This window comes from Faecalitalea cylindroides, assembly GCF_028321995.1.
Lineage (GTDB): Bacteria > Bacillota_I > Bacilli_A > Erysipelotrichales > Erysipelotrichaceae > Faecalitalea > Faecalitalea cylindroides.
Genome location: NZ_JAQLXG010000008.1, coordinates 21,359 through 45,227, shown reverse-complemented (window position 1 = coordinate 45,227; position 23,869 = coordinate 21,359). Strand labels below are relative to the sequence as shown.

The window sequence follows — 23,869 nt, the reverse complement described above, 5'->3', positions numbered from 1 at the left end:
CTTATCTCCTTTTTTCTGACATAATTTGTTTATAATCTTCATATATGCTCGGATTGATCTTACCATCTTCAAGTGCTTGTTTGATACCACAATCCGGTTCATTGATATGCAAACAGTCTTTGAATCGGCATGTATCCAAATATGGCTTAAAATCCAAGATCAAACGATCAAGATGTGATGTATCTAAACGTGTAAAATCTAAGCTTGAGAAACCTGGTGTATCGGCTACTAGACCATTGGCAACATGATGCAATTCACAATACCTGGTCGTGTGCTTTCCACGCCCTAATGCCTTTGAGATTTCCTGTGTATTTAATTTAAAACTAGGATCAAGGCGATTCAACAAGGAACTTTTTCCAGCACCCGATTGACCACATAATACGCTTACCTTACCATCTAATACTTCCTTTAGTTCATTATCATCACTTCCTGGATGTGTAAATACCATTTTATAGCCGGCATCTTTATAATGTTTTAAATCCTCAAAGATATCATTATCTTTATTTAATAAATCCGATTTTGTGATACAGATCACAGGTTCTACACCAGCAATCGCAACAAGGAAAATCAATCGATTCAATAAATGACACGAATAATCTGGGTCTTTAAGACTTGTAACGATCAAAGCCTGATCCACATTGGCAATGGCTGGACGTAACAACTGATTTTTTCGATCTAGAATTCGATGAATACGATAGGTATCATCAATTTGCTCAAACTCAACTAAATCACCTACAAGAGGGCTTTTTTCTAATTTCATCTTTCCTCTTGGTCTGGCAATCACTTGTTTTCCTTCAAATTCAATTGTAGACTGATTTGAAATAATCTTAATAATTCTTCCCTGCAGCATACTAATCATAATACAGTGTTACCACACTGTCCGTTCCTTCCTGTGTATACTCGCTTCCAACATCCGGAGATACGGCTACAACAATATTGGAACCTGAACCTCCTTCCTGCTGAATTGGTAAAACAGCTATTCCTAAAGCGTTTAATTCAGCTTGTGCTTCATTAACGTCCTTGCCAATTAAATCATAAGGAATCGTAATTGTAGGATATTCACTAACCACAAATTTAATTGTTTCATTAGCATCCGGGTCGATCCTGTCACCAGGATTTAAACCACTTTGTTCCAAGATGATCCCTGGATCCATATCCTTGGCGCCTTGATACTCGACTTCTATATTCAAAGTGACACCTTTTGCCTGTAATTCCGCCTGTACTTCACTTAAAGATCTTGAAGTATAATCTTCCACTAAAAAACTTGGACCTTTACTTATTGTTAAGACAATATCAGCATCACCGGGAATAATTTCACCTTCATCATAATTTGCTGAAATGACCAGCCCTTCATCAAATTTATCACTCACATCTTCTTTGATTTCCACATTAGATGTATCAAAATTAGCATCTTCTAATACATTCAATGCTTCTTCCTGTGTTAGACTGACAACTTCCGGCATTGTCTGATATCCCAAGAAGCCGCTGAATCGAATAAGCCCGGTCAAAGATGCAATCATAAACATCAATACAATTGCGATGATCGTACCTAAAGCACCTAAAACATATGGAACAAAACTTCTTTTAGGTTTTTTTGTAACTTTTTTTGGCTTTTCATATTCCACTTTCACATACCCGTCATCATCTATTTCAACATTGGATACCGGTTGTGATTTAAAAGTTACTCTTTGAACATTTCGATTCGAAATATCATTATAGTGCATTAGTTCATACAACATATCAGAAGCACTATCATATCGTTCTGCTGGATTTTTTGCCGTAGCTTTTAATACGATATTTTCAATTGATTGAGGAATGCCTGGATTAAAATCACGGACAAATGGAATTGGTTCACGCAGATGCTTGATCGCAATCTCCGTTGGAGTCTTGCCTTGAAAAGGAACACTTCCTGTCAACAATTCATAGAACACGATTCCCATAGAATAAATATCGATCTTAGGATCTGGATCTTTACCCTGTGCTGTTTCTGGTGCAAGATAATGAGCACTACCCATGACCGCATTATTTAATGTTAATTGAACTGCATCATTTGCCACGGCGATCCCAAAATCCGTGATCTTGATCGTTCCATCATCCTTGACCAAAATGTTCTGAGGTTTGATATCACGATGAATAATATTGTGTTCATGTGCATGTGCTATGGCACTAGTCAATTGACGCATGATATGAACTGCTTCATCAACACTTAATGGTCCTCGTAAACCAATCAATTCTTTTAGTGTACGTCCACGAATAAATTCCATAACGATATAATGCATGCCACTGTATTCGCCTACATCATAAATATCTACAACATTCGGATGTGAAAGACGGCTTGCAGCGCTGGCTTCTCGTTGAAAACGTACTAACGTCATAGGATCTTCACTTAGTTTTTGGCGAAGGATCTTAATGGCAACGATTCGATTTAAGATCGTATCTTGTGCCTTATAAACATCTGCCATACCACCTTGACCAACTAAAGAGATGATCTCGTAACGGTTTGCTATTTGATTAATCGTTTGAGCCATCTTGGTACCTCTCATTTTCCATTAAGATCACTGTACAATTATCATAGCCGCCAGACTGGTTTGCTCTAGAGATCAAGGCATTGACTTTATCTGTCAAATTATACGCCGAAGAATCGATAATTGCCTGAATTTCTTCATAGCTTACATAACCATGCAGGCCATCACTGCAGATCAAGATATATCGGTAATTCGAATCAATTTTATTAGTATCAATGCGGAATACCCGCCATACTCCTAAAGCATTGGTCAAAGTGTTTCTTTGCGCATGACTCTTTGCCTCTTCAGGCTTGATTTTTCCTTCTTTGATCAATTTTGCAATCACGCTGTGATCTTCACTCATTTGGATCAAACCATCTGAGTAATATGCATATAAACGTGAATCTCCTACATTAAAGATATACGTAGCATTATTTGCATAGATCATACCTACACAAGTCGTTCCCATTCCACGTTCCTTGCGATTACGCATACTTTCAAGATAGATTGCATCATTAGCCTTATTCAATGTGTCGTGGATCCAATCATTCACCTGTGAATCTTTTTTGAAAACAGGTGCTTTTAAAAATGCTTCTCTTAATTTGGAAACAGCTAAATGGCTGGCAACTTCACCGGCAGCACTTCCACCAATGCCATCACAAACAGCCGCAAGCCAGTCACCATTTTCATTTTGAAGGATGCAATAATCATCTTCATTCACTTTTCTTGTACAACCTATATCGGTATTTCCAAAAGCTCTCATTCGCCGTTTCCTTTCTTAATTTCTTTAATTCGTAATTGACCACATGCTGCATCGATATCATTTCCATGTTCTTTTCGAATCGTGCACCGCACATGGTTTTTCATCAACATATCGTAAAAGATCATTGCCTCATCATGAGTAACGCTCTTAAAATGTTTTTCATCCACAGAATTATACGGAATCAAGTTTACATATGCATTTAATCCTTTTAAAAGCTTAGCTAACTCTTTAGCATGACTTGGTTTGTCATTGACTCCTTTTAATAAAATATATTCAAATGTAAGGCGTCGATTATTCTCCGTTGAATAATACGTCAATGCCTTCATTAGTTCTTCAATTGGATATGCCTTATTAACAGGCATCAGCTGATTACGAAGTTCATTATTAGGAGCATGTAAGGAAACCGCAAGATTATATTGGGTATGTTCATTGGCAAAATCATAGATTCTTGGAACGATTCCACATGTTGAAATCGTAATATGACGGCTTCCAATACCTAGACCACGATCATGATTTACACAGGATAAAAAATTCATGACATTTTCATAATTATCAAATGGCTCCCCTGTACCCATGACCACAATATGGGAAAGACGATCTTGTGTCTTATCCAACTCTTTTTGGACATACATTACCTGCGCTACCATTTCACCGCTTGTTAGATTACGTTTTTTCTTGGTCAATCCACTCGCACAAAAAGCACATCCCATGTTACAGCCAACCTGACTGGATACACAGATGCTCTTTCCATAATCAAAAATCATCATAACACTCTCTAATAGAGCTCCATCTTCAAGCTGGAACAAAAACTTTGTAGTCCCATCGTGGGAAACTTGTTTTCGAATCAATTTCAAAGGATTGATAATAAAACGCGACTTTAAAAGTTCACGAGTCTCCAAACTTAAATTTGTCATTTCATCTATTTCGTCAACTCGATTGCGATATAACCATTGAAAGATCTGATGACCTCTAAATGTTTTCCATCCACAATCGAGTGCAAACTGCTGCATTTGTTCATAATTAAAATCATACAAGCTTTGCATGTTCTATAACACTCCAATCACTTATGCATTATAGCATACTCTAGTGCGTATTTCGCACTAGTTTCGCAATAAAGAATCCTCCACTATATTCATTAGGAAATAACGTCTCTTCTTTTTCCAAAGCAAATCCTGGATGATTCTTGATAAAATACTCGATTTGTTTTTCATTTTCCTTCTTATTTAAAGTACAAGTTGAATACACCAAGCAGCCATTTTCTTTAACATGACTGGCGGCTGAAGCTAAGATTTCTCTTTGAATCTTGATAAGTGAATCCATGTCTTCTGATTTCATACGTAATTTGATATCTGGTTTTCTAGCTAAAACACCATACCCGGAACAAGGAACATCACAAAGCACGCGATCATAAAGTCCTAAATCTAAGATCTTTGTAGCATCTTTACAATACGCATGAATGATATCAACATGTAATCTTTTAGCATCTTTCTTGATCAACTGCACACGATGTTCATGAATATCTAAACAATCGATTGTTCCTCTATTATTCATAAATTGCGCCAATGTCATAGCCTTGGTTCCAGGTGCGCTGCAGACATCCAATACCTTTTCTTCACACTTTACGTCTAAGGTTCTGGCAATTTGATAAGAACCAGGATCCTGTGCAGACATGTAACCTTTAACATAATAAGGATGACTTGAGATCTCTTCACCTATATATACATATAACTCACTATCTTTGATCTTTTCAATATAAGGATCCTTTAAAAAGTTTTCTTCATTAATCAAAAGCGAGTTTCTTCGAACCACAATTGGCAAGGTCGTATTTGAATGTATCGCGATTTTTTTGGCTGTATCCAGACCATATTGTGAGCACCACATTCTGATTAACCAAGGTTTGATTGAATTCATAATTGCAATCCTTTCAACTTCATCCTCAGGAAGTTTCACTTCATTTTGAATCACTTTATGCAAGATAGCATTAACAAAACCAGCACTTTTTGAATTTACCTTTTTGGCAAGATTGACAGCTTCATTACAGATCGCATAGTCAGGAACTTTATCTAAAAACTTGATTTGATATACGCTCATGACCAATAAAACATCAATTTTTGATTCAATTTTCTTTCTATTTGTAAACTGTCGATAGATATATTGACAATAATCATAGTTTTGAATCGTTCCATAAAAGATCCTTGTGCACAATGCCTGATCTTTCTTTGGCACTTCTTTTAAATGATTTTTTAAATATAAATTTGAATATGTTCCTTCCAGCACAACGCTACATAATGCCTTAAACACCCAAGATCGCATATTATTCCTCCAAGATCAAAGGATACATATTAATATCCTGTTTAACATTTGTTTTTAAAGATCGATGATACTCGACTAATTTCCAGATCGTTTGATTCAACTGTGTTTCATCTTTTGATTTTACGATCAAGCGAACACGTTTTTGTCTTTGACGCATATTTATTTCTAAAGGTCCCAATACTTTAAACTGGGATAAAAACTGTTTTCCCAACAAAGCTACATCCATAGCTTTCTCTAAACTTTCATGCGAATAAATGATGCAGCATAAAAAAACATATGGTGGATAAACACCCAAATGACGATAACTCATTTCTTTTCTAAAAAAACCAAGATAATCATGTTTTAATACGGACTGCATTACATAATGACCGGGATCATACGTCTGAATATATACATCCCCTTTTTTTACACCGCGTCCACTTCGTCCACTTGCCTGTTCTAACATCTGATAAGCTATTTCGCAGGAACGATAATCACTGTGAATCAAAGCATTGTCCGCCTGTAAGATGCCAACTAAAGTCACTCTTTCAAAATCAAGACCTTTAGCAACCATTTGCGTGCCAAGTAGAATATCACCACTCTGTTCAAACTCTTTTAGAAGCTTGGCATGAGCATTTTTTCGTTTTGTACTATCTGCATCCATTCGTACAATATTGGCATTTGGAAATAACATTTGAATATTTTCTTCAAGTCTTTCCGTACCCATACCGACTTGAAAAAAATGATGGGAATGACATTTAGGGCAGGTATGATCAAAGCGATATACATTACCACAACAATGACACATTAAAGAATCATTAGATTTATGATATGTCAAGGCAATCCCGCAATCTGGACACATCATGACCTCATTGCAGTTGCTGCATCGAACAACGGGCAAATAACCTCTTCGGTTCAACAACAAAATCACTTGATCGTTTTTATCTAATGTCTTTTGGATTGCATCGATCAATCTTTGAGACAAACCAAACTGATTTCTTTCTTCTTTCATATCCACTAAGTGAATTTCTGGCATTTGATCATAGATGCGTTTTGTCAAAGATACCAAATGATATACATTTTTATAAGCTCGTGAATATGATTCAAGGCTTGGGGTAGCACTGGATAAAACTACTTTACAACCATGATATTTAGCTCGCCATAACGCAATATCGCGTGTATGATAGCGAGGCATGGAATCTTGTTTATAACTTATATCGTGTTCTTCATCCATTAAGATCAAACCTAGATTATCAAAAGGCATGAAAACAGCAGATCGTGTACCAATCACAATATCAACTTTCTTATCTTTGACCAAACAATATTGCTCGTATTTCTCCTGATCATTTAACTGAGAATGGTAAATGGCAACTTTACGTTGAAATCGTGCCATGACACGCTCGATCATCATGGGTGTTAATCCAATTTCAGGCACTAAAAAAAGAACTTGTTTGTTTTGTTCTAATACAGTTTGCGCTAAATGTAAAAAAACTTCTGTTTTTCCAGAACCAGTCACTCCATGTAATAAAAAGCACGAATCGTTTGAGTTCTCGATTTCTTCAATTGCATTTTTTTGTTCAAGAGTTAGTTCATGAATTGAATCCTCTATATAGGACGGCAAAACATCATTTGATTTAGGCAGTTTTCTTAGTTTAACATATCCTTTTTCAATCAATGGTTTTGCCAAGCTCTTTGTCAGTTTTCTAAATTCACTGGCCTTCATTGGCAGTTTATCTTTTATTTCTTCATACACGTTGGCCTGTTTACTCGTTAAAGGTAAAGTAGAACTAGATAAATAAACATGATCTTCATAGATAATCTTTTTATACGTGCTGCTAGGTCTTAAGGCTGGTGGCAACATTGTCTTATAAGCACTAATGACACTGCATACATATCGTTTAGATATATATTGCGCCAAATCTAACAATTCCTCATTTAATAAAGGCTCTTTATCTATGACTTCTAGAACAGGTTTAATATTTTTTAAATCACTTTTTACATCTGTTTCCTGAACAAATCCAATACATTTTCTATGGGCAAAATCCACTTTGACACGACACCCTTTTTGGACTGGTTCATCACATGCATAAGTAAACAGTTGGTTCAATTGTAAGGTTAAATGTTCTATGTATACATTGATCAATTTCATAAAAATATTCTAACATAAATACCTTTGAATTCATAAAAAAGAAGCATATCCTTAAACACTTCTTTTGATATGCTTCATATATGTTTTTAGATTGGCATCTTCTTCAATCCTGTAGGTAATATTTCCGAATTTTGATGTTGCAACTACACATAAACCTGGACCATGCCCACTGGTAAAAGAATCACTGTGTACAACGACACCAATAGAAACGGCTCCTTTATAATAATGCGGTCCATAATGACAATCATGATCAATTATCGCAACAAAGTCTCCAAAACGAAGATCATTGAGTCCATGAATCTCGTTAGCTCTTTCATCCTGTGTCATGATATCATAATCCCCCTCCATCAAGGTAGAGGAACCTAAACCAGAACCCATCAAATAACTAGGAACACTTGTCACAACTGGAAACGATACTTTTCCCTCTTCTTCAAGGATTGGCATGGCCATTAATAAATCTGGATCAATATTCATCATATGGATTTCTGGATAATCTAATAGCTTTAGCCCTTGCCCATATGCTTTTACAAGAATCGTTTCATTAGAATCCATTTCTTCCAAAATTTCTTTGTCCATATAAACCATTGTATGATCAACACCACCATGTGTTCCAGTTACATATCCTGTTTTTGATTTCATTGGTCCATTGATGATCTTTGCCTCATTTCCTACACAGGCAAATGTTTCTAAAGCATGATTTTCTTTGTCGGATGGATTGGCAAGAGAAATTCCTGGTTCAATATGATCACCAGCAATATTCATACAGCAATCACCGATTGCATGCGAATAGACGATACCTCCGGTTCCAATTGGCATGCGACCTTTTCCATCATATCCTACATAATACCCTTTTACTCTTGGATGATCGACACATCCAGTTACCGCTATTTTTACCAGCTCCTCTTTATTGTACTTTAACATTGTTAGCTCCTTTCTTTTGTCTCATGATTTCAAAGGCAATCACGGCTGTAGCGCTTGGCGTATCTAGTGCGTTTTTAAAATCTCGTCCATATTCAATCACAATATTTTGATTGGAGGCCTGAACGATCTTTGCACTTAATCCACGCAAGGCTCCACCAATTGCCACACAACAAGTATTCGGATACTTTATCTCATAATGCGCTTTTGCCTGATTGCGATATGCACAATAAAGTGGAATTTCGTATTTATGAACATACTCGACCAATTCTTCATCCGAATGGATAAAATATATCGGTAACCTTTCATATGCACCAGCACTGGCTCTCAAGATGATGTTCTCACTCATTGACCAATCACGATATGGTAAGATCAATGCGTTGCATCCAGAAGCATATAGAGAACGAATCAAGCTACCTAGATTATAAGGATCTTCCACTCCATTTACATAACACAAAAAACCCTCGATCTTTTCCTGTAAAAAAGAATCTTCACGTTTGTCGGCTTTTAAAATCATCCCACCATGCGTTTTTCCGGTGGCAATTTCATCAATCACTTCTCTTGTACAAGTCTGTACTTTAACACCTTGTCTTTTCGCTAAAGAGATAATATACGCAAAATCTTTTGTCCTTTTTTTCTTATCCACATAAAGAATCTCACATCTGCGTTTTTGTTCCTCTAATACAGCCTTACAGGAGATGTTTCCTTCAATTATTTTTAACATAAACTTATTATAGTATTTAAAGACATTTTTTTCCATATATGATAGAATTACCCCGAGGTGTTTTATGCGATTTCAAATTACAGAAGAAATGAAAAAAAGGATCTTTGTGAACTCTTGTTCATTGATCATTCCTTTATTACTATTTATGTTTTTCAACCAATTCGAACAAATCAAAGACTTTGTGAATACAATTCTTGTGATCTGCTTTCCATTTGTTTTTGGTGTAGCGATAGCGTTCTTACTATATAATCCACAAAATTGGCTGGAGAAAAAATTATTCGAGAATTCAAAGTTTTCCGCAAGTAAAAAGCGCTTGTTGTCAACATTATTGACATTTTTGATTGTTCTCGTTATTCTTGCCTTACTATGTGCAACAATCATACCTAGTATTATTGATTCCATCTTGACATTTGCTCAAAATATCAGTGATTATACAGAGAATTTTACACACTATGCATACACTATTGCTAATTCTTTGAATATTTCAACTCAAGATATCCAACTATGGACAGAAAATTTACGTATTGTTGAAACTTTAACTGGTACAGTTACATCTACATTACCAAAACTAGCTACTTACTCTTATGGTTTTGTCCGCGGAATTATTAATTTCATTCTAGCTGTTGTGAGTGGTTTCTACATTCTTTTAGATCGTGAAAAACTCATCCGAGTAATCAAAAAATTAAACTATTCTATATTTAATCTAGATACTGCAAAAGGATTAAATTTTTGGATCATTGATGTTAAAACAGTTTTTGAACAATACATTGTTGGTAATATCATTGATTCTACAATCATTGGTATTACATGCTATATAGGAACCTTGATCCTTCAAATTCCATATGCACCAATGATTGGACTTATTGTTGGAGTAACCAACTTGATCCCAGTCTTTGGACCGTTCCTAGGTGCTATTCCTGTAATTGTCATATTGTTGTTGATCAATCCAATATCTGCACTTATCTTCGCTATATTTATCCTAATCCTTCAACAAATTGATGGTAATGTTATTAAACCAATTGTATTAGGCGATAAATTAGGTATGTCTGGATTCTGGATCTTGTTTTCTGTTACAATTGGTGGCGGATTATTCGGTGTTTTAGGTATGTTCTTGGGTGTTCCAGTATTTGCCTTATTTTATTCTGCTCTTCGTGAATATTCTAACTTACGTTTAAAATCAAAACATCTAGAAATATAGACAAAGCTCGTACATGTAATCGTACGAGCTATTTTGTTATTTTGATTTCTTCTTTCTAAAACTAGGAAAACAGTTGTGATAACTGCTGCTAATATAATGATCCTCATTACCATATTCTTCTGTTTATTTGTTTTCACATCATATTTCTTAGTATCTGTCCTATCCTTTTCAATCGTTGTTGTATCACTATCCATTTTTGTCTTTGCAGTGAAAGCACCTTTTACATCCGTTACTTGATAAGTTACTTCATATTTGCCAGGTTGACTTTTATCTGCTGTATTATTAGTAACAATAATTTGTTCAATCAAAGTTCCATCTTCAGTATCGTAAGCTATTACATCTTCTAAAGGATTCGAAGGAGCGTCAACAGCTAACACTTTATCATCTGCTTCAATCGTTGGAAGATCATTAACCTCTGTTGGAGGGATTTCTTGCGGAGCATTGGCATCCAAAACTAATGGATAATTGATCACAGAATCATCAATTTAAACATATCCTGTTGAAAAATTATATGTATAATCTGCACCTTCAATCAGTTCTTGTCCTACCTTAGTAATTGTGATTATGGAAGGAAGATATAATCCGTCTTCAGGGGTCAAAGTAAAATGATAAACTGTATTACAAGGCATAACTAAATATGTACCATTATATTGGGCTAAAGAAGAAATATCAGATTGCTTATAAGTAAACACACCATCTGAATAATACGCAAAATTATTTGATTTGGTTGATTATATAATTCCTAACTGGCATAGCTTAAATTACTAAAAGTTAAACCCTGGTTATTCATTTTCAATCCAAAATCACCTGTTGTGATCGAATTTATTTTACTATTAAAAATACCTCTGACAATAAATCCAGAATTAACAGTACGCATATTAATGGTACCTCCTAGATAAATTCCTTCTCCACCATTATTTTAAACATCATAGTTACCAGTGCCTATTCCAGCATTGTTGTTAAGTACAAACTTCAAAGTAGATTCCACAAAAACCGGTATTACCGAAAAAACATACAGCTCAAAGTTGCTACATAATTAATAAGAAATCTTATTATTTTCACCTCATACCCCCTCTTTGAATCATTCGAAAAGATGATTCAATTCATTCTTCTATGATAGTAATGCACTCAGATGAATCTAAATCTATTATCATAATGACGCTTTAACCAAATCATTTCCTGTCCTGATTTTATTCAAGTATGTATTAATATATGTGTCAAAATATTAAAGATATTAAAAAACCATGTCATTTGTAATGAATACAAAGACATGGTATTTCATATTACTGTATATCTTTTAATATTCTTTCAATGCGATTTCCTTGTTCAAGACTTGTGTCCTGAATAAAAATAAGATCTGGCATTTTCCGGATTGTCATTCGTTTTGCTAAAGTTGAGCGAATAAAACCTTTTGACTGTTTTAAAATCTTCATTCCGGCATCATTACGTTCTTGTTTTCCTAAGAATGTTACATAAACTTTAGCTTGAGAAAGATCTCTAGTACATTGTACATCTGTCACAGTTACAAACCCTAATTTTGGATTTTTTAAATCGAACTGAAGAATATTAGAAATTTCTCTTTGAAGAATCATATCAAGTCTTTCATTTTTAACTGTCATGATTACACTTCCTGATCTTCATAAGCCTCAATGATATCATCAACTTTAATATCATTATAATTTTCAATTGTCATACCACATTCAAAGCCATTTTGAACTTCTTTAACATCGTTTTCAAAGCGTCTTAAGGATCCAAGTTTACCATCATAAATGACGATACCTTCACGAATCAAGCGTACCTTACAGTCACGTTTAATGTGCCCATCTACAACTTTACAGCCGGCAATTGTACCAACTTTTGAAACTTTATAAATCTGACGAACTTCAGCCTGCCCAATAACAACTTCTTCATAAACTGGAGCAAGCATACCTTTCATAGCAGATTCTAATTCTTCCAAAGCTTTATAGATGATGTTATGAAGACGAATTTCGATACCTTCTTCTTCCGCTTTTTTACGTATTGCTGCACTTGGACGAATGTTGAAACCATAAATAATCGCATTTGAAGCACTCGCTAATAAGATATCAGATTCAGTGATCGTACCAACAGTGGAACGAATGACATTCACACGTACTGTATCAACTTCTAATCGTTCCATACTTGCTTTTAAAGCCTCTGCACTACCTTGAACATCTGCTTTGATCAATACATTAATTTCTTTTACGTCACCTTCATCAATCTTCTTGGCAAGATCTTCCAAAGACATAGCGCTTGTTGCGTTGCGCTCTTTTTCGATTTGTTTTTCAAGACGATGAGAAGCAATTTCCTGTGCCTTTTTATAGTTATCGTAAGCCATGAACACATCACCAGCTCTAGGAACATCATTTAAACCTATAATTTCTACTGGACAGCTCGGTTCAGCCTTTTTAATTTCCATTCCCTTGTCATTTGTCATCTTACGAACACGTCCATAAGAAGTACCTACAACAATGCTGTCACCAGAATGTAATGTACCCCTTTGTACTAATAAAGTTGCAACAGGACCTCTACCTTTATCCAGTTTTGCCTCAATGACCGTACCACTGGCGAGCTGATCTGGATTTGCTTTTAATTCTGCCATATCCGCAACTAATAGCACTGTTTCTAACAAATCTGAAACTCCTGTTCCCTGCTTTGCGGAAACATTCATGAAGATCGTATCTCCACCCCATTCTTCAGGCATGATACCAAGTTCTGCCATTTCTGACATAATACGATCTGGATTGGCACCTGGTTTATCAATTTTGTTAACTGCTACAACAATAGGAACACCTGCAGCTTTAGCATGGTCAACAGCTTCTTTTGTCTGTGGCATGACACCATCATCTGCAGCAACAACAATAATAACGATATCAGTTACTTGAGCACCACGAGCACGCATAGCCGTAAATGCTTCATGTCCTGGTGTATCAAGGAAAGTAACTTTACGTCCTTTTAAAGAAACCTGATATGCACCAATGTGCTGTGTGATCCCACCAAATTCTCCACTTGTAACATTGGTTTTACGAATCGTATCCAATAATGTTGTTTTGCCATGGTCAACATGTCCCATGATCGTCACAACTGGAGGTCTTGGAACCATTTTCGAATCATCTTCTTCGATATTGCCAATTTGTTCTTCGATATCATCTTCGTCGATGATCACTTCTTTATGAACTTCAACACCAAACTCCATGCAAATCAATTCAATGTCATCATCGCTCAATACGGTATTGATCGTAGACATATTTCCCATCATGAACAAGAATTTAATTATTTCGGAACTGTTTTTATGGAGTAAATTTGCCAACTGACCAACTGTTAAAGAATCACTATATGTAATTTCTTTTACAGCTTCAACTTTACGAGGAGCACTGTTTGTGTTCTTGTATTTATTAGGTCCTTTTTTACTAGGTTTTCTTCTTGGTCTATTGTTATTTGGCATGTAAAGTCACCTACCCTTTCATCTCTTCCATAATGGCTTTAGCAAAGCCATCTTCACATATCGCCAAAGAATTAAATGAACGATGACTAATCTGATCAAATAATTCTGGTTCAACTTCAAGCCATGGGACATTGTAAAATGTACATTTGTCTTTTAACTTTTTTTTGCGATTTTGACCACATTTTTTACTAATCAAAACCAGCTTTGCCGTTGTTTTTTGGATGCTTGGAATTAAAGCATCTCCCAAAACAACTTTTCTTGCTTTAAAGGCAAATTGAATCAAAGATACAGCCTTATTTTTCACGAACTAACTCCAATAGCTCGTCATAAACCGATTCGGGAATTTCAGTCTCTAAAGCCTTGGCTAATGCTTTATTCTTTTTCGCTTTCAAGATCGTTTCCTCACTTTTTTGAACATAAGCACCATGCCCATTCTTTTTCCCAGTTAGATCCACGACAACTTCTGATTCTGGTGTTCTTACAACTCGGATTAATTCCTTTTTAGGAAAACGCTCCTGTGTAACAACACATTTTCTCATTGGTATTTTTCTCATATTTACCTCTAATCGTAGTACTCATCATATTCTTCATAGTCAACATCATCATCCCAGGCATTTTCTTCTTCATATTCTGCCTCTTCGATTTCTGCTAACTCTTCTTCTGAATAGATTGGCTTCATCTGTTCAAACATAGCTTTTTTCTTCTGAAGCTCTTCTTCTTTTTGTTCGTCTTTTGTTTCTATATGCGCTTCTTCGACTTTCTTCTTAGGTTTTGAAACTACCTGCTCGCTCTTATTGCTGGCATCGGCAAAGTTTTCAAATTTAGAAGTATATTCTTTGATGTCGGCAGCTGTTTTTTCTTTGCGCTTTTCTTTGGCAATACGAGCTGCTTCTTCCATCTCATCTAATTCTGTTTCTCTTTCTTTTTCAAATAGAGTTGTTGTATTCTGATGGATTGGACCTTCAGCTTCTTCATAAGTTGTTGTGTCGATATCATCATCGTAGTCAAAATCAGCTACATCCACATTTTCAATTTCAATCTCAGAATGTTTAAGTTCCTCAATCTTCTGCTGCTGTTTATACGCACGTTCTTTTGCCTTTTTCGCTTCATATTCTTCTTGAAGTTCTTTAGCAATGGTCATGTAATCAATACCTAATTCCTGCATTTCACTTTCTGATTTGATATCGATCTTACGATTTGATAATTTAACCGCAAGGCGAGCATTTTTACCACGTTTACCAATTGCTAAGGATAATTGAGAATCTGGTACAACAACGATCAAACCATCTTTTACATTTTCATTTGGAATGACCGCAACAGCTTCACTTGGACTTAATGCATTTTCAATCAACTCAGAGATATTATCGCTCCATTCAAAGATATCGATCTTTTCTCCGTTTAACTCGTTGATGATCGTTTGGACACGTGATCCACGAGGCCCAATACAAGCTCCAATAGGGTCGATGTTCTCATTGTGAGAATACACGGCAATCTTACATCTTTCACCTGGATCTCTGGCAATTGCTTTGATTTCTATAATTCCATTATAGATCTCTGGAACTTCTCTTTCAAATAAGCGACGTACAAACACTGGTGTTGCACGAGATACTAAAACCTGTGCTCCTTTTGTTTCTTTGTTGACTTCTGTAATGACAACCAACAATTTCTGTCCTTCATAGTATTTTTCAGTTGGGATTTGTTGTGATTTTTTTAACATTGCCAATGTTTTCCCAATGTTGACGATCACAAACTTTTCTTCAACAGTTTCAACGACACCCAATACCATTTCATCAAGCTTATCGCAATATTCTTCATACACTTGTGCCTTTTCAGCTTCACGAATCTTTTGTTTCATGACATTTTTTGCCAAAACAACAGCTGCGCGATCAAATGTCGTAAAGTCTACTTCTTCATTGACAAAATCATCCAGCTGGATGTTCTTGTTTACTTTTCTTGCATCTTCCAAAGAAATTTCCAATTCATCATCTTCCACATCTTCAACGACCTTACGCTGATGATAAATGTGAATGATACCGTCTTCAATAACAACTTCTACATAAGCATCTGGAATTTCAATGTGTTTTCTGTAGGCTTTGGTTAATGCTTCTCGTAAAGCATCCTCTACGATCTCACTTGATAATTGACGATCATTTTCAATTCCCTGCAAAGCTTTCTGTAATGTGTCTACTTTTAATTTCATACTTATCTCCCTTATAATTTTACCGCTGTCATAATCACATTAATATTGTTACGATCGATCTCTATTGTCTTATTTCTTGTCTTCTCTTTATACGCAACTATGATCGAATCGTCATTTACTTCTTTAAGATCACCCAATACTTGGTCAAGACCTTGTTTTGGATCAATAAGCTTAACGTATACATATTTACCAATCGCATCGCGAAGCTGCTGGTCCGTCTTCAATTCTCTTTCTGCACCTGGAGAACACACTTCCAACATATATTCTTTCGTATACCAATCTTTATTATCTAATAGAGTTCCAATTACATCACTACACATAGCACATGTATCAAGATCCATTGTTCCATCTTGTTTTTCAACTGAAATCTGCAAGATAGGTGGATTTTGATTTGTCAGCCATTCTATATCATATAGCACACAATCTTTTTCATTTAATACTGGCTCGATCCATTCTTTAAGAATATCTAGATTCATTCGTTCTTCCTTTCCAAAATTAAGGAGTGGTTTTACCCACTCCTTTTGTTTCTATCGATATTAATTTAACACAACCTCTATGAATATTCAAGTAGAATCAATGAAAAACTACTCTGTTTCAATCAATCCATATCCACCATTGTGGCGTCTATATACAACTGCGATCTTCTCAGTTTCATCATCTGTATAAATGAAGAAATCATGTCCTAACAATTCCATTTTCATGATTGCTTCATCAAGGCTCATTTCAACAGGAACAATCGATTTTGTCTTAACTAATTCATCTTCTTCCTCATTATATTCATTGAAGATTTCATGATCGATAAAAGCTGCTGCCAAAGATTCTTTATTCTTTCTTGTTAAACGAGTCTTCTGACGACGAATCTGGTCTTCAAGTTTATCAACAACTTTATCAATAGCGCTATATAGATCATCATCTATAACTTCAGCACGCAGGATCGCATGCTTAGTTGGAATTGTAACTTCTATTTTTTGTTTTGTTGGATACGTACGAACCAATACATTGGCTGTATCATCTTCTCCAATGATAAAATACTTCGCTAAAGTATTTAATTTCTTTTGAATCTTTTCAGAGATTCCTGGTGTAACTGTAATGTTTTTTCCGACAATATTAACTTTCATAAGAATACCTCCTTAGCTATATTGTTCTTCTGATTAGATTATAACACCAATATTCTTGAATTCACAATTTCGTGCCTTATCAATCCAAAATGTTCAAATATTCAACCATCTTTTCCAAAGGTAATTGACCAGGCGCACTGGATGTGGTAAGGCTGCAGAAAGTATATTCGCTGTCAAACATTTCACCTATGATGCGAGAAATCATACCCATATCAGACATGGAAATCGCACATTTTTTTGAAATTGTCTTATGCTCATAACAAGACAACAACAATGTTAAAACATCTTCTTTGCTTTGTGGCATGCAGGCAACTTTTTCAATATATGGCTGATAGATATCCATCTGTTTCCAAATTTCATTTAGATTATCTGGTGTCTTGTTAAAGTTATGGTAACTGATGATACAGCGATCCAGATACTGCTTAAACCTTGTATCTTGAAAATGTTGTAAATGTAAAAGCTCCAAATCAACGATCACATCCGGAACTTGAAAAAGCTCAATGATCTTTTTTTCATAAACCGCATGATCCATATCGGCTTCTCCACCATCTTGTTTACTACGAAGTGTAAGAATGCATTTTTTCTTTGCGTGAGCTACAAGTTGAATTAGATCTTCGATCTTATATGCCTTGGCACGATCAAGACGAATCTCAATCAAATCACACGCACTTTCATTCATCGCTTTTAACTCTTCAAGAGCATCATTTAAATTTAAATAGAAAAAAGGACATATTATTTTCATAAATCTTCACCAAAATCATTTTAACACAATTTTGAAAAAAATTATGAAAACACCTTGAAAATAACATGTAAATAGGTTACAATGCACTCATGAAAAAATATATTAGTTTTCGATTTACAATCTAATTCCTTAAGAAAAATCAAACGATGTGTTGATTCTTTTTTTGAGGCTTATACAAGAGCATTTCACGCATGAGATGCTCTTTATTTTTTCAAGAAGGAGAGTTTTTATGCAATATGGATTAATTGGAGAACATCTAGGACACAGCTTCTCAAAAATGATTCATGAAAAGTTTGGCTACTATCATTACGATTTAAAAGAGATCTCAAAGGATCATATCGTAGAGTACTTTAAAGAACATCCTTTTAAAGGAATCAATGTGACGATTCCCTATAAAGAAATTGCCTTTAAAGCCTGCGATCACCTTGATGAACAAGCCAAATCCATTCAGGCCTGTAACTGTATCGTAAACAAAGATGGAAAACTCTATGGACACAATACAGATTATGATGGCATCGTTGAAACATTTAAACACTTTGATATCGATCTAAAAGATAAAAAAGTCCTTATTTTAGGAAAAGGCGGCGCCAGCAAAGCTTTTGAAGCTGTTTGTAAAGACCATCAGGCTGCTATAGTGCAAATCGTCTATTACAAACCATATCCAGGATGTATCACATATGAAGATGTACAAAGATCTTATTTAGATGCTGATATCTTGATCAATGCCACTCCAGTTGGGATGGCCATGCATTCCAATGCATCCCCTATAGATCTTTCGCCTTTTACAAATCTTGAATTTGTCTTTGATGCGATATACAATCCACTGAATACAAAATTGATCCAACAGGCAAAAAAATTAAACATTCGCTGTACCAACGGATTGCTCATGTTAGTGGCACAAGCCAAATATGCAGCCGAATATTTTCTCAATCAAAAAATAGATATGGATCTAGATTCGTTGGTTGACACGATCATCTTACAAACATGCAATTTAGTTTTTATTGGAATGCCTAGCTGCGGTAAATCAACGATATCTAGGCAGCTTGCCAATAACCTGCATAAAGAGTGGATCGATCTTGATGAAGAGATTGAAAAAGAAGCGGGAATGAAGATTGCCGAAATATTTGAAAGATATGGTGAAGATAGATTTCGCAACTTTGAAACACAGGTAACATTTAAAAACTGTATCAAAAACAATGTTGTCATTGCCTGTGGAGGTGGAATCATACTTAGAAAAGAAAATATTGAAGCCTTATCTCAAAATGGCATCATTATCTATCTAGATAGACCTTTAGACAACCTCATTAGACATGATCCATCTAGACCTAAGCTAAAAGAAGGAATCCATACACTGTATAAAGAAAGAAAGGATCTTTATGAAAAGGCCTGCGATATCAAAATAAAAAACGAAAAAACGATTCAAAAAACGATGCAGATATGCATAGAAAGTTTAAAGAATAAGAACTTATATAAAAAATTTAAATAAAGGAGTGAATGAATATGATTATTACATTAAAGAAAGAAGCACCAAAACAGGAAGTTGATAAATTATTAAAGAAATTCGAGAATATGGATCTACAGGTAACCTTGATTCAAGGAGCCAATTATAATGTCTTTGGGTTAGTTGGAGACACTAGCAAGGTGGATGAAAAAAGTGTACTAGCCAACCCTATCGTATTTAATGTACAGCGAGTTGCCGAGCCTTACAAACTTGCCAACCGTATGTTCCATCCTGAAGATACTGTTGTTGATGTCAACGGAATCAAAGTTGGTGGAAATAAGATCGTTATGATTGCCGGACCATGCAGCGTTGAAGGCGAAAATCAAATCTGTCGTATCGCTCAACAAGTTAAAGATGCAGGTGCATGTATGTTACGCGGTGGAGCTTACAAGCCTAGAACAAGTCCATATGCTTTCCAGGGAATGGGAACCAAAGGAATCTTAGCTTTAGACAAGGCAAGAAAACTTACTGGTTTACCAATTGTTTCTGAATTAATGGCCGTTGAGCATCTAGATGAATTCGTAGAACATGTAGATGTGATCCAAATTGGTGCCAGAAATATGCAAAACTTTGATTTATTAAAAGCCGTTGGACGAACAAAGAAACCAATTCTTTTAAAACGCGGACTTGCCAATACGATCCAGGAATGGATCATGGCTGCTGAATATATCATGTCTGAAGGCAATCCAAATGTTATCTTCTGCGAAAGAGGAATTCGTACATTTGAACCATATACCCGTAATACATTAGATCTTAGCGTTGTTCCAATTATTAAAGAAAGAACACACCTGCCTATTATCATTGACCCTAGCCATGCTGCTGGAGATTGGAAACTGATTGAAAGTTTATCTTTGGCTGCTATTGCTGCAGGGGCAGACGGATTGATCATTGAAGTACATGATGATCCTGCTAATGCATGGAGTGATGGATCTCAGAGCTTAAAACCAGAAAAATATGCAGCCTTAGTTGAAAAAGGTAAAGTGATTGCCAAAGTGATCGGACGTACATTATAAAAGAAACAGTATCTGAAACTTACATCAGATACTGTTTTTCTTTACCTTCTTCAATTAAATCCAGTCTTCGTTTATAATCTGGCATGACCTTGGACAATATTTCATAAAACTGCTTTGAATGATTTGGCTCTAAAAGATGAACAAATTCATGACAAATCACATATTCGACAAATTCAACAGGATAATGAACCAATTCAAAATTAAGAGTAATATAATTAGATTCTGGATGACAGATTCCCCAGCTTCTTTTCATCGTACGAACCTTTAAAGTTGGTTTATTTAAAGAATATTCTTTGAAGCGTAATAACGTCATATCCATAATATCCTCAAAGACTTCTTTTGCGTATCGATTTAAAAATTCTTTAAACACCAATGTTGCATCAGCACTCGGTTTTGTTTGAATAATGATTTCATCCTCACATGTTGTAATATGATTGGTCTGCCCCTGTGCCTTTTTTATTTTAAAGCTCTTTCCAAACAATCGTATCATCCCTGAATGACTTTGTACTTTGATCTTATCGGTATATTGTTTCACAAATTGTTTGATTGTATCATCGCTGCAAAAGGGATCTGCATGTACGACCAACTCACCCCCTGGAGCTATGCTCATGCGAATACCTTTTCGTTTTGATACTTTTACTACATAATCAATTGAGTCTATCTTCTGTTTCTTCGCAATGTCTGACATATGATGAGCCTCCTACTTCCCTTTGCTCCATTTGTCCCCTTAACGTGCGTGTTAATAATATAACATATGTAAAAGTAAATTAATATATGTAAATTATGAAAAGTTTTATGATAGAATGACAAAGGTGATCTTACATGTATAACAATCCATATCCTTATTCTTCAGATAACAAACGTTATTATACGATGAACTATTATTTTCAAACAAAATACCACAAAAAGGTCGCAAAAGTACCATTGAATGCTGGATTTACATGTCCAAACCGCGATGGAACCAAAGGCAATCATGGCTGTACTTTTTGTTCCGCAAAAGGGTCTGGTGATAGTATCCTTGCCTTCTTTCAAGATTTAAATACACAATACCAGCAAGGCTTAACAAGAATGCGATCTAAATGGCCTGATTGTCTTGGATTTGCCTATTTTCAAGCTTATTCCAACACCTATGCAGATCTAGACGCCTTAAAAGAAATCTATGATCCTTTTATAAAAGATCCTACAGTTACCGGTATTTCGATTGCGACTCGTGCTGACTGTCTTGATGATGAAAAGCTTGCTTATTTTGATTCTCTAGCCAAACAAAAAGAAGTTTGGATCGAGCTGGGTCTTCAAAGCATTCATGAAAAAACGATGCAAATGTGCAATCGGCAACATTCTACTCAGATCGTTGAAGATACTGTTAATAAATTAAAACAAACCTCGATCAAATCCTGTGTTCATATCATGAATTCATTGCCATATGAAACCAAAGAAATGATGTTAGAAACTGCACGCTGGATTGCCAACTGCAAGCCGGATGCGATTAAAATACATATGTTGCATATACTACAGGGTACACAGATGGCATTACAGTTTTTTAATGAAAAATTTTCCCTTTTATCAATTGAAGACTATGTGGATATCGTAATTCGACAATTGGAAGTTTTACCACCGGATCTGATCATTGAAAGGCTCACCGGAGATGGTATGGCAAATGATTTGATCGAACCGCAATGGACGATCAAAAAAACCATCGTATTAAATGAAATTGATAAAGAGATGGTAAGACGAAATACCTGGCAGGGAAAATATTACAAAAAATAGGATCGCATTGACGATCCTATTTTAGTTCAAGACAATAATAGTTTTTCTTTCCTCTACGAATAATAGAGTAATTTTTTACGCATACACAATGATTATCTGGAGTCATCATATAATCTGGATCTGTGATCTTCGTACCATTGACCATGATTGAATTTCCTTTGATCCATTCTCTTGCCTCACGACGACTTGACGCAATTCCACTTTCCACCAATGTTTCTAACAGTGTTTTTCCCTGTTCACAATGAAGTTTTTCCATGTTGCGGATCGCATCTAATTTTTGATCATCCGTTAACTCTTGGATCTTACCTTTGAATAATGCTTCAGTAATCTTTAATGCACAATCCAAGCCTTCCTGACCATGAAGATCTCGTACAACTTCGCTGGCAAGTGTTTTCTGTGCTAAACGTTTATGTGGCTCATTCTGCAAAGAAACTTCCAATTCTTCAATTTGTTCTCTTGTAAGGAAAGTCAATTTCTTCAAGTATTCAATGACTTTACGATCATCAGTATTAAATAAGAATTGATACAATTCATAAGGAGATGTTTTACTTGCATCCAACCATACTGTTCCAGATTCACTCTTACCAAATTTCGTTCCGTCCGCTTTTGTGATCAAAGGCATTGTTAAACCATAACATTTAACATCCGCTCCACATTTTTTACGAATCAATTCAAGACCTGAAGTAATATTTCCCCATTGATCCTGTCCACCAATCTGCAAAGTGCAATTCTTTTCCTGATATAAGTGTAAAAAGTCTAAAGACTGAAGGATCATATAAGAAAATTCTGTATAACTGATACCTGTATCAAGACGTTTTTTAACAGTTTCTTTATTGATCATGTAATTAACGTTAAAAAACTTTCCATAATCTCTTAAGAAATCAATCACAGAAATATCTTTGGTCCAGTCCAGGTTATTGACCATCTCAAATCCCCAAAGCTTTGAAATTTGTGCATGCAAGGCATCATAATTAGCCTTAAGGGTTTCCTGGGTCAACATATTTCTTTCACCAGTTGCCTTTGGATCTCCAATAAATCCAGTAGCTCCACCAACCAACATAATTGGATGATGTCCGTGTTTTTCAAGACGTTTTGCCATTAACAAAGAAGAGTAATGTCCAATGTGCAAACTATCCGCTGTTGGATCGGTCCCAATATAAAATGTCAGCTTTTCATTATTGATCGCATCTTTTACTTCTGGACTTGTAATATTATCTACAAGGCCTCGCCATTCTAATTCTTCAAACAGGTTCATATTCATTCCTCCTAATAAAAAAACGCCCTTAATAAGGACGTTATAAACGCGGTACCACCTTACTTCATGTATGTTCACATGCACTCAAACCTTTAACGCAGGTATACGTCATATAATGAAGCTCCAAGGTGTATTCCATAGGCTCAATCAAGACTTTTCACCAGCCAGTCCTTCTCTACACACGAACTCCTATGTACTATTTCTCTTCGTTGCGATATGCTTATTATACATGATTAATTTTAAAAGGCAATATAGAAAATTG

At 35.4% G+C, this 23,869-nt stretch carries 25 protein-coding genes and 1 other annotated feature; of the genes, 4 read left to right on the top strand and 21 right to left on the bottom strand.

The annotated features are described in order from the left end of the window. Position 1: 1 nt before the first annotated feature. From rsgA to PND65_RS05710, 8 genes are read right to left on the bottom strand one after another with little or no spacing between them, the layout of a single operon-like run. Positions 2-859, bottom strand: coding sequence for a ribosome small subunit-dependent GTPase A (gene rsgA / locus PND65_RS05745; protein WP_087158861.1), 858 nt, complete (start codon positions 857-859; stop codon positions 2-4). Beyond that, on the bottom strand, positions 852-2,528 hold the full coding sequence (gene pknB / locus PND65_RS05740; RefSeq protein ID WP_271990930.1) for a Stk1 family PASTA domain-containing Ser/Thr kinase: 1,677 nt from the start codon (positions 2,526-2,528) through the stop codon (positions 852-854). Before pknB ends, rsgA begins: the two co-directional genes overlap by 8 nt. After that, positions 2,512-3,267: a Stp1/IreP family PP2C-type Ser/Thr phosphatase gene (locus tag PND65_RS05735; RefSeq protein WP_015535256.1), complete on the bottom strand. Its 756-nt coding sequence runs from the start codon at positions 3,265-3,267 to the stop codon at positions 2,512-2,514. The genes pknB and PND65_RS05735 overlap by 17 nt, the downstream gene beginning before the upstream one ends. Continuing rightward, positions 3,264-4,310 carry a 23S rRNA (adenine(2503)-C(2))-methyltransferase RlmN gene (gene rlmN / locus PND65_RS05730; RefSeq protein WP_022355301.1) on the bottom strand — a complete coding sequence of 349 codons (1,047 nt, stop codon included), beginning with the start codon at positions 4,308-4,310 and terminating at the stop codon, positions 3,264-3,266. Before rlmN ends, PND65_RS05735 begins: the two co-directional genes overlap by 4 nt. Before the next feature lie 40 nt (positions 4,311-4,350). Further along, entirely contained in the window at positions 4,351-5,580 is a 1,230-nt protein-coding gene (gene rsmB, locus PND65_RS05725; RefSeq protein ID WP_271990928.1) for a 16S rRNA (cytosine(967)-C(5))-methyltransferase RsmB, read from the bottom strand. Between the two features lies 1 nt (position 5,581). Continuing rightward, positions 5,582-7,708 (bottom strand): replication restart helicase PriA, encoded by a 2,127-nt coding sequence (gene priA, locus PND65_RS05720; protein ID WP_271990926.1) that lies wholly within the window; start codon positions 7,706-7,708, stop codon positions 5,582-5,584. 51 nt (positions 7,709-7,759) lie between these two features. Further along, complete coding sequence (locus PND65_RS05715; RefSeq protein ID WP_271990925.1) at positions 7,760-8,629, bottom strand: DUF4438 domain-containing protein; 870 nt, start codon at positions 8,627-8,629, stop codon at positions 7,760-7,762. Beyond that, positions 8,613-9,386, bottom strand: coding sequence for a TrmH family RNA methyltransferase (locus tag PND65_RS05710; RefSeq protein WP_051335146.1), 774 nt, complete (start codon positions 9,384-9,386; stop codon positions 8,613-8,615). The genes PND65_RS05715 and PND65_RS05710 overlap by 17 nt, the downstream gene beginning before the upstream one ends. A gap of 28 nt (positions 9,387-9,414) precedes the next feature. On the opposite strand from PND65_RS05710, the gene PND65_RS05705 reads away from it, so the two are divergent. Next, the gene (locus PND65_RS05705) at positions 9,415-10,548 is read left to right on the top strand and encodes an AI-2E family transporter (RefSeq protein WP_271990923.1); all 1,134 of its coding nucleotides are present in this window, start codon (positions 9,415-9,417) and stop codon (positions 10,546-10,548) included. On the opposite strand, the gene PND65_RS05700 is transcribed toward PND65_RS05705, so the two are convergent. The 11 genes from PND65_RS05700 to aroD form a co-directional block, all read right to left on the bottom strand. Then, complete coding sequence (locus PND65_RS05700) at positions 10,488-11,021, bottom strand: immunoglobulin-like domain-containing protein (RefSeq protein WP_271990919.1); 534 nt, start codon at positions 11,019-11,021, stop codon at positions 10,488-10,490. The two genes, PND65_RS05705 and PND65_RS05700, sit on opposite strands and share 61 nt — an antisense overlap. A 12-nt stretch (positions 11,022-11,033) precedes the next feature. After that, positions 11,034-11,240: a hypothetical protein gene (locus PND65_RS05695; protein WP_271990918.1), complete on the bottom strand. Its 207-nt coding sequence runs from the start codon at positions 11,238-11,240 to the stop codon at positions 11,034-11,036. A gap of 50 nt (positions 11,241-11,290) precedes the next feature. Next, positions 11,291-11,425 (bottom strand): hypothetical protein, encoded by a 135-nt coding sequence (locus tag PND65_RS05690; RefSeq protein ID WP_271990916.1) that lies wholly within the window; start codon positions 11,423-11,425, stop codon positions 11,291-11,293. A 406-nt stretch (positions 11,426-11,831) separates the two neighbouring features. Next, on the bottom strand, positions 11,832-12,167 hold the full coding sequence (gene rbfA, locus PND65_RS05685) for a 30S ribosome-binding factor RbfA (RefSeq protein ID WP_015535259.1): 336 nt from the start codon (positions 12,165-12,167) through the stop codon (positions 11,832-11,834). Between the two features lie 2 nt (positions 12,168-12,169). After that, complete coding sequence (infB, locus tag PND65_RS05680) at positions 12,170-14,011, bottom strand: translation initiation factor IF-2 (protein ID WP_271990914.1); 1,842 nt, start codon at positions 14,009-14,011, stop codon at positions 12,170-12,172. 10 nt (positions 14,012-14,021) lie between these two features. After that, the gene (locus PND65_RS05675) at positions 14,022-14,315 is read right to left on the bottom strand and encodes a L7Ae/L30e/S12e/Gadd45 family ribosomal protein (protein ID WP_044932285.1); all 294 of its coding nucleotides are present in this window, start codon (positions 14,313-14,315) and stop codon (positions 14,022-14,024) included. Further along, positions 14,305-14,565 carry an RNase P modulator RnpM gene (rnpM, locus tag PND65_RS05670; protein ID WP_022355291.1) on the bottom strand — a complete coding sequence of 87 codons (261 nt, stop codon included), beginning with the start codon at positions 14,563-14,565 and terminating at the stop codon, positions 14,305-14,307. The genes PND65_RS05675 and rnpM overlap by 11 nt, the downstream gene beginning before the upstream one ends. A gap of 8 nt (positions 14,566-14,573) precedes the next feature. Further along, positions 14,574-16,211, bottom strand: a complete 1,638-nt coding sequence (nusA, locus tag PND65_RS05665; protein WP_271990912.1) for a transcription termination factor NusA — start codon at positions 16,209-16,211, stop codon at positions 14,574-14,576. 11 nt (positions 16,212-16,222) lie between these two features. Continuing rightward, positions 16,223-16,687 (bottom strand): ribosome maturation factor RimP, encoded by a 465-nt coding sequence (locus PND65_RS05660; RefSeq protein ID WP_015535264.1) that lies wholly within the window; start codon positions 16,685-16,687, stop codon positions 16,223-16,225. 108 nt (positions 16,688-16,795) lie between these two features. Beyond that, positions 16,796-17,329: a ribosome hibernation-promoting factor, HPF/YfiA family gene (hpf, locus tag PND65_RS05655; RefSeq protein WP_022355290.1), complete on the bottom strand. Its 534-nt coding sequence runs from the start codon at positions 17,327-17,329 to the stop codon at positions 16,796-16,798. Between the two features lie 79 nt (positions 17,330-17,408). Then, a complete protein-coding gene (gene aroD / locus PND65_RS05650; RefSeq protein WP_035401098.1) occupies positions 17,409-18,071 on the bottom strand; it encodes a type I 3-dehydroquinate dehydratase in 663 nt (220 codons plus the stop codon). Positions 18,072-18,300: 229 nt separating this feature from the next. Here aroD and PND65_RS05645 point away from each other — a divergent pair, with 229 nt between their 5' ends. Together PND65_RS05645 and aroF are read left to right on the top strand one after the other, a co-directional pair. Continuing rightward, positions 18,301-19,557 (top strand): shikimate kinase, encoded by a 1,257-nt coding sequence (locus PND65_RS05645; RefSeq protein ID WP_271990910.1) that lies wholly within the window; start codon positions 18,301-18,303, stop codon positions 19,555-19,557. Between the two features lie 14 nt (positions 19,558-19,571). After that, on the top strand, positions 19,572-20,585 hold the full coding sequence (gene aroF / locus PND65_RS05640; RefSeq protein WP_270459982.1) for a 3-deoxy-7-phosphoheptulonate synthase: 1,014 nt from the start codon (positions 19,572-19,574) through the stop codon (positions 20,583-20,585). A gap of 19 nt (positions 20,586-20,604) precedes the next feature. Here aroF and PND65_RS05635 read toward each other — a convergent pair whose 3' ends face one another. Beyond that, the gene (locus tag PND65_RS05635; protein ID WP_022355286.1) at positions 20,605-21,273 is read right to left on the bottom strand and encodes a M48 family metallopeptidase; all 669 of its coding nucleotides are present in this window, start codon (positions 21,271-21,273) and stop codon (positions 20,605-20,607) included. Between the two features lie 134 nt (positions 21,274-21,407). On the opposite strand from PND65_RS05635, the gene PND65_RS05630 reads away from it, so the two are divergent. Continuing rightward, the gene (locus tag PND65_RS05630; protein ID WP_204712901.1) at positions 21,408-22,352 is read left to right on the top strand and encodes a TIGR01212 family radical SAM protein; all 945 of its coding nucleotides are present in this window, start codon (positions 21,408-21,410) and stop codon (positions 22,350-22,352) included. A gap of 16 nt (positions 22,353-22,368) precedes the next feature. On the opposite strand, the gene tyrS is transcribed toward PND65_RS05630, so the two are convergent. Beyond that, positions 22,369-23,607, bottom strand: coding sequence for a tyrosine--tRNA ligase (gene tyrS / locus PND65_RS05625; RefSeq protein WP_271994338.1), 1,239 nt, complete (start codon positions 23,605-23,607; stop codon positions 22,369-22,371). A gap of 30 nt (positions 23,608-23,637) precedes the next feature. Further along, positions 23,638-23,826, bottom strand: a binding site (T-box leader). Between the last annotated feature and the right edge of the window lie 43 nt (positions 23,827-23,869).

Coding starts and splice junctions, on each gene's coding strand:
- rlmN (WP_022355301.1), bottom strand. CDS start 4,310: ATGCAAAGCTTGTATGATTTTAATTATGAACAAATGCAGCAGTTTGCA.
- PND65_RS05635 (WP_022355286.1), bottom strand. CDS start 21,273: ATGTCAGACATTGCGAAGAAACAGAAGATAGACTCAATTGATTATGTA.
- PND65_RS05630 (WP_204712901.1), top strand. CDS start 21,408: ATGTATAACAATCCATATCCTTATTCTTCAGATAACAAACGTTATTAT.
- pknB (WP_271990930.1), bottom strand. CDS start 2,528: ATGGCTCAAACGATTAATCAAATAGCAAACCGTTACGAGATCATCTCT.
- rsgA (WP_087158861.1), bottom strand. CDS start 859: ATGATTAGTATGCTGCAGGGAAGAATTATTAAGATTATTTCAAATCAG.
- rsmB (WP_271990928.1), bottom strand. CDS start 5,580: ATGCGATCTTGGGTGTTTAAGGCATTATGTAGCGTTGTGCTGGAAGGA.
- tyrS (WP_271994338.1), bottom strand. CDS start 23,607: ATGAACCTGTTTGAAGAATTAGAATGGCGAGGCCTTGTAGATAATATT.
- hpf (WP_022355290.1), bottom strand. CDS start 17,329: ATGAAAGTTAATATTGTCGGAAAAAACATTACAGTTACACCAGGAATC.
- rbfA (WP_015535259.1), bottom strand. CDS start 12,167: ATGACAGTTAAAAATGAAAGACTTGATATGATTCTTCAAAGAGAAATT.
- priA (WP_271990926.1), bottom strand. CDS start 7,708: ATGAAATTGATCAATGTATACATAGAACATTTAACCTTACAATTGAAC.
- PND65_RS05645 (WP_271990910.1), top strand. CDS start 18,301: ATGCAATATGGATTAATTGGAGAACATCTAGGACACAGCTTCTCAAAA.
- PND65_RS05705 (WP_271990923.1), top strand. CDS start 9,415: ATGCGATTTCAAATTACAGAAGAAATGAAAAAAAGGATCTTTGTGAAC.
- PND65_RS05660 (WP_015535264.1), bottom strand. CDS start 16,687: ATGAATCTAGATATTCTTAAAGAATGGATCGAGCCAGTATTAAATGAA.
- nusA (WP_271990912.1), bottom strand. CDS start 16,211: ATGAAATTAAAAGTAGACACATTACAGAAAGCTTTGCAGGGAATTGAA.
- PND65_RS05710 (WP_051335146.1), bottom strand. CDS start 9,386: ATGGAAAAAAATGTCTTTAAATACTATAATAAGTTTATGTTAAAAATA.
- PND65_RS05690 (WP_271990916.1), bottom strand. CDS start 11,425: ATGCGTACTGTTAATTCTGGATTTATTGTCAGAGGTATTTTTAATAGT.
- PND65_RS05715 (WP_271990925.1), bottom strand. CDS start 8,629: ATGTTAAAGTACAATAAAGAGGAGCTGGTAAAAATAGCGGTAACTGGA.
- aroD (WP_035401098.1), bottom strand. CDS start 18,071: ATGAAAATAATATGTCCTTTTTTCTATTTAAATTTAAATGATGCTCTT.
- PND65_RS05735 (WP_015535256.1), bottom strand. CDS start 3,267: ATGAGAGCTTTTGGAAATACCGATATAGGTTGTACAAGAAAAGTGAAT.
- infB (WP_271990914.1), bottom strand. CDS start 14,011: ATGCCAAATAACAATAGACCAAGAAGAAAACCTAGTAAAAAAGGACCT.
- aroF (WP_270459982.1), top strand. CDS start 19,572: ATGATTATTACATTAAAGAAAGAAGCACCAAAACAGGAAGTTGATAAA.
- rnpM (WP_022355291.1), bottom strand. CDS start 14,565: ATGAGAAAAATACCAATGAGAAAATGTGTTGTTACACAGGAGCGTTTT.